3 protein-coding genes and 1 pseudogene are annotated in these 4,344 nt (G+C 68.0%); all 4 read left to right on the top strand.

Annotation, left to right across the window (positions count from 1 at the left end; translation table 11 throughout):
- A partial coding sequence (locus ACESL8_RS01725; protein WP_372915271.1) for an AI-2E family transporter occupies nt 1–1,159 on the top strand: 1,159 nt, incomplete at its 5' end.
- Nucleotides 1,160–1,216: 57 nt separating this feature from the next.
- Complete coding sequence (locus ACESL8_RS01720) at nt 1,217–2,368, top strand: GDSL-type esterase/lipase family protein (RefSeq protein WP_372915269.1); 1,152 nt, start codon at nt 1,217–1,219, stop codon at nt 2,366–2,368.
- Nucleotides 2,368–3,705 carry a GDSL-type esterase/lipase family protein gene (locus ACESL8_RS01715; RefSeq protein WP_372915267.1) on the top strand — a complete coding sequence of 446 codons (1,338 nt, stop codon included), beginning with the start codon at nt 2,368–2,370 and terminating at the stop codon, nt 3,703–3,705. Before ACESL8_RS01720 ends, ACESL8_RS01715 begins: the two co-directional genes overlap by 1 nt.
- Nucleotides 3,705–4,344, top strand: a pseudogene (locus ACESL8_RS01710) (MBOAT family protein); the annotation flags it as partial. The gene ACESL8_RS01715 and the pseudogene ACESL8_RS01710, both read left to right, overlap by 1 nt.

The following is a 4,344-nucleotide window of genomic DNA, read 5'->3' as shown; positions in this document are numbered from 1 at the left end:
GGCAGCCGGGGGGGGGCAGCTGGGGGGAGGCAGCCAGGGGTTGGCAGCAGCATCTGGCCGCTGCATGGTGTCGGCGATGAGCAGCCCGGAAACCTCGCCCGATCACGCCCCGCACCACGTGCCGCCGTTCAATCATGGGCCGGATGACAGCGGTCGCTGGTTCCGCCGCACGCTGGCAGTGATGGCCGGCATCGCGGTGGCGGTGACCATCTGGCAGTTGCAGCAACTGGTGCTGGTGCTGTTTGCGAGCGCGCTGGTCGGCCTGATGCTCAGCGATTTTGCAGCGTTCCTGCAACGCCGGCTGCGCCTGCACTTTGCGCTGGCCATCGCGGCGGCGGTGCTGATCCCGCTGGCGGTGCTGGCGGTGATCTTCGGGCTGTTCGGCACCATGATGGTGGAGCAGTTCATTATCCTGTCGGAACGCTTTCCGGCCGCGCTGCAGCGGGTGGAAGCCTGGGTGCGGGCCACGCCGGTTGGTGATGACCTGATTTCTCAGCTCAGCAATTATGCGCCCAGGATGGAACAGGTGGTCGGTATCGTACAGGCGACGCTGGCCAATGTCGGATCGGCGATCACCGGCTTTGCCATCGTGCTGGTTGCTGCACTTTATCTGGCAGCGCAGCCGCGGCTGTATATCGATGGCCTGATTGCCATGTTGCCCCCCGGTGCGCGGGCGCGCGCTACCGAAACGGTTGCAGGGGTGCGTGACGCGCTCACGGCGTGGCTCAAGGGACAGGCCATCGGCATGGCATTTGTGGCGGTGGCCACCTCGGTGGGCCTGTGTCTGGTTGGCCTGCCATCGCCGCTGGCGATCGGGCTGGTGGCCGGCCTGTGCGAATTCGTGCCCTATCTGGGCGTGATCCTGGTGGCTGGTCCCGCCATCATCCTGGGCTTTGGCCAGAGTGCGGAAACCGGCATCTTTACCGTCATTGCGCTGGTGGTCGTGCAGCAGTTGCAGGGCAATGTGGTGATGCCGTTGGCCCAAAGCCGGTTTGGCGATCTGCCGCCGGTGCTCACCATCTTCAGCCTGATCGCGGCGGGCACGTTGATGGGCCCGCTCGGCGTGGTGCTGGCCGTGCCATTGGCCGTGGTTGGCATGGCCTTGCTGAAGGTGCGGCTGGCGCGGCTGGGCCGTTCTTCGCCGCTCACGGGCGGCTGAAGCCTTGCACGGCCGGCCGGGCCGTGTATCAGCCCGGCGCAGGTACTGTTGGAATCCATGTCCGAACCGTCTTCCCCACCTCCGGCCCTCCTGCTGATCGATCGCGCCGCTGTGCTGCTGTGCGGCGTGGCGGCGGGCATCGCCATCGGCCTGGCCTTTGCCCCGCAGCTGCAGGGCTGGCTGGCCGATGCGCCGCCGTCGCCGGTGGCCGCGACAATGCCGGTGCAAGCGGTCGATGCCCAGGGTTTGCCGCCGGGCATGGCAGCGGCGGCAGACGTGCCGCCCGGCCTCGCCCGCGCCGTCGCCGAAAAACGCCCGTTTCGCATCGGTGTGTTCGGCGACAGTTTTGGCGACGGCTTGTGGGCGGCGTTGTACAACCAGCTGCCGCGCCGCGAAGCCTTTCAAGTGCTGCACTATTCGCAGCAGGCCACCGGTTTCACCCGCTATCGCCAGACCAATCTGCAAGACCGGCTGGCCGTCCAGTTGGCTGATGGTCCGGTGGATGTGGCGGTGATCAGTTTTGGCGCCAACGACACCCAAGGGATGTTTCTTGATGGCAAGTTGGCGCCGCTGTTGTCAGCGCGCTGGCAGAACGAAATCACGGCCCGTATCACCCGCTATGTCGAAACGCTGCGGGCGCAGGGGGCCAGTGTGGTGTGGATTGGCTTGCCGGTGATGCGCGCCGCCGAATATGACGCGCAGGCGAAGGGGCTGAACGCGTTTCATGCCGGGCTGATGGCCGATCTTGGCGTGCCGTTCGTCGATACGAGCGCCGAGGCGACCGATCCCGCCGGCGGCTATGCCTCGCACCTGCCCGGCAACGATGGCGTGCCGTATCTGGTCCGCGCCGGCGATGGCATCCACATGAGCATGAAGGGCTATCGCCTGCTTACCGCGGCGCTGGCCACCCGGTTGCGCGCGTGGGGGCTGGCCGCCCGCGCCGGCAAGCCGGTGACGCCCGATCTGGTGCCGCCGCCCGTGCTGCTGCCGGCGCCCGGACCCGTGACAGCTACGGAGGCCGGCGATGCGCCGCCCACCGAAATGCTGCCCGAAATCCTGCCAAGTGCTGAATTGCCGGTAACAGCAATGCCGCCAGCGCCGCCAGCGCCGCCAGCGCCGGCTGTCGAATCCGCGCCCACCCAATTGCTGCCGCCGGCCGCCGGGTCGCCGCCTGCCCAATCGCCTCCTGCACGGCCGCCCAAAGTCTGATGGCGGCGCCGGTGCTCCTGTTGCTGGCGGCTGCGCCCTGCCTGGCGGCGCTGTGCGGCGGCGAACATCTGGCCGGCGTGCCGCTCACGGCAGCGCAAATGCCTGCGGCGCGGCCTGTTCATATCGTCCAGATCGGCGATTCCCATACGGCTGGTGATGGCATTACCGGTGCCCTGCGCGATGCCCTGCAGGTGCGGCTGGGCAATGGCGGGCGCGGCCTGATGCCCGCCGGGCGCCCACATGCCGGCGTACGGCTTCGCGGTGTCTCGGTAACCATGTCAGCTGCCTGGAGCGCACGCGGCCTGTTCGGCAGCGCCGCCGCAGAACCCTGGCCGCCGCGCGGCATCACCGGCTACACGCTCACCAGCCGCGCGCCCGGCGCGGCGCTGTCGCTGGCGGCGGATTCCGCCTTCACCGCCTTTGGCCTGTGCGTTGCCGCCGGCCCGGCCGGTCCGCGCTTTTCCCTCACCCTTGGTGCAGACGTGCAGGAAGTGAATTTCACCGCGCCAACCGATGGGCCGCAGTGCCGGCGCTTCACTGTAACCGTCGCCGCCGACAGCGCGCGGCTGGAACTGCTGGCCGGTGAAGCGATCATCACCGGCTGGTGGCTGGAACGCCCGGCAGGCATCATCGTCTCCAATCTCGGCGTTCCGGGGTCGCAATTGCAATTCCTTGGCCGCGCCGACGAAGCCACCATCGCCGCCCATTTCAAGGCGTTGCCGCCCGATCTGGTGATATTGGCGTTCGGCACCAACGAAGGCTTTGCGCCGTTTTTCGATGCGGCGCGGCTGGAAGGCCAGATCCGCGAACAGGTTACGCGCATCCGCCGCTTGGCCGGGCCGGCGCCAATCCTGATGCTCGGCCCGCCCGATGCCGCCAGCCGCAACACCGAACTCAGGGCGAATGTTGTGCGCGGCGCGGCCGGCAGCGCGCCGGATTGCAACAAGGCAGTTCAGGCCGCACCCGGCCGCCTGCCAGTAAGCGGCATCGACGTTCCACTGTGGACTGCTGAAGGCGGCGCGCTTGCGCCCGATCCCGTCACGCTGACCGGCCCGGTGCCGCGTGCCGTGCGCCGCGGCCTTCCGTTGTTCAACCCGCCGGCCCTGGCCGCCGCCAGCGCCGTGCAGCGCCGGGTGGCGGCCGAACTTGGCATCGCCTTCTGGGATTGGCGGGCGCGGCAGGGCGGGGCGTGTTCGGCAGTGCGCTGGATGCAGGCCGGGCTGATGGGCGCGGATTTCATCCATTATTCCCCGGCCGGCGGCGCCGAAGTGGCGCGGCTGTTGCTTGCCGATCTTGACGCCGCCCATGCAGCAAACCCGGCAGCAAGCGCGCCCTGATGCTGTTTCCGACGCTGGATTTCGGCCTGTTCTTCCTGCCCGTGCTGATCCTGGTGTGGACTGTGGGGCAGGCGTCGAACGAATGGCGCAAGATCATCCTGCTGCTGGCGAGCTGGGTGTTTTATGGCGCCTGGGATTGGCGGTTCGTGCTGCTGCTGATTGCGTCGGCCGCGATCAACTGGGGCTGCGCGCAGGCCATCGCGCGCCGGCTTGACGACGGCCGCTCGGCGCAGCCGTGGCTGGGGATCGGCGTTGCGGCGAATCTGGGCATTCTGGGCTTTTTCAAATATTTCGGCTTCTTCCTCGAACAACTGGCGCCGATGCTGGTGCGCGCCGGCTGGGGCCGCGATCTGCCGGTGCTGGAGGTGATTCTGCCGATCGGCATCAGTTTTTTCACCTTCCAGGGCATGAGCTATCTGATCGACACCGCCCGCCGCCACACCGCGCCGGCCACCTTCCTCGACGTGACGCTGCTGATGAGCTTTTTCCCCCACCTCGTCGCCGGGCCGATCGTGCGCGCCAGCCATCTGGTGCCGCAGTTCAAGGCGGTGCCGAAACTGACACGCGGCATGGTGGCGACCGCGCTGATCCTGATCTGCTGGGGTCTGTTCAAGAAGACCGTGGTGGCCAGCGAACTGG

The organism is Sandarakinorhabdus sp. (assembly GCF_041689835.1).
Classification (GTDB): domain Bacteria; phylum Pseudomonadota; class Alphaproteobacteria; order Sphingomonadales; family Sphingomonadaceae; genus Sandarakinorhabdus.
Note: the sequence above shows the minus strand (reverse complement) of the source record. Positions and strands in the feature narration are given on the sequence as shown.

What these genes read in the sequence shown, in the direction of transcription:
- ACESL8_RS01720 (WP_372915269.1), top strand. Translation starts at nt 1,217, where the DNA reads ATGTCCGAACCGTCTTCCCCACCTCCGGCCCTCCTGCTGATCGATCGC.
- ACESL8_RS01715 (WP_372915267.1), top strand. Translation starts at nt 2,368, where the DNA reads ATGGCGGCGCCGGTGCTCCTGTTGCTGGCGGCTGCGCCCTGCCTGGCG.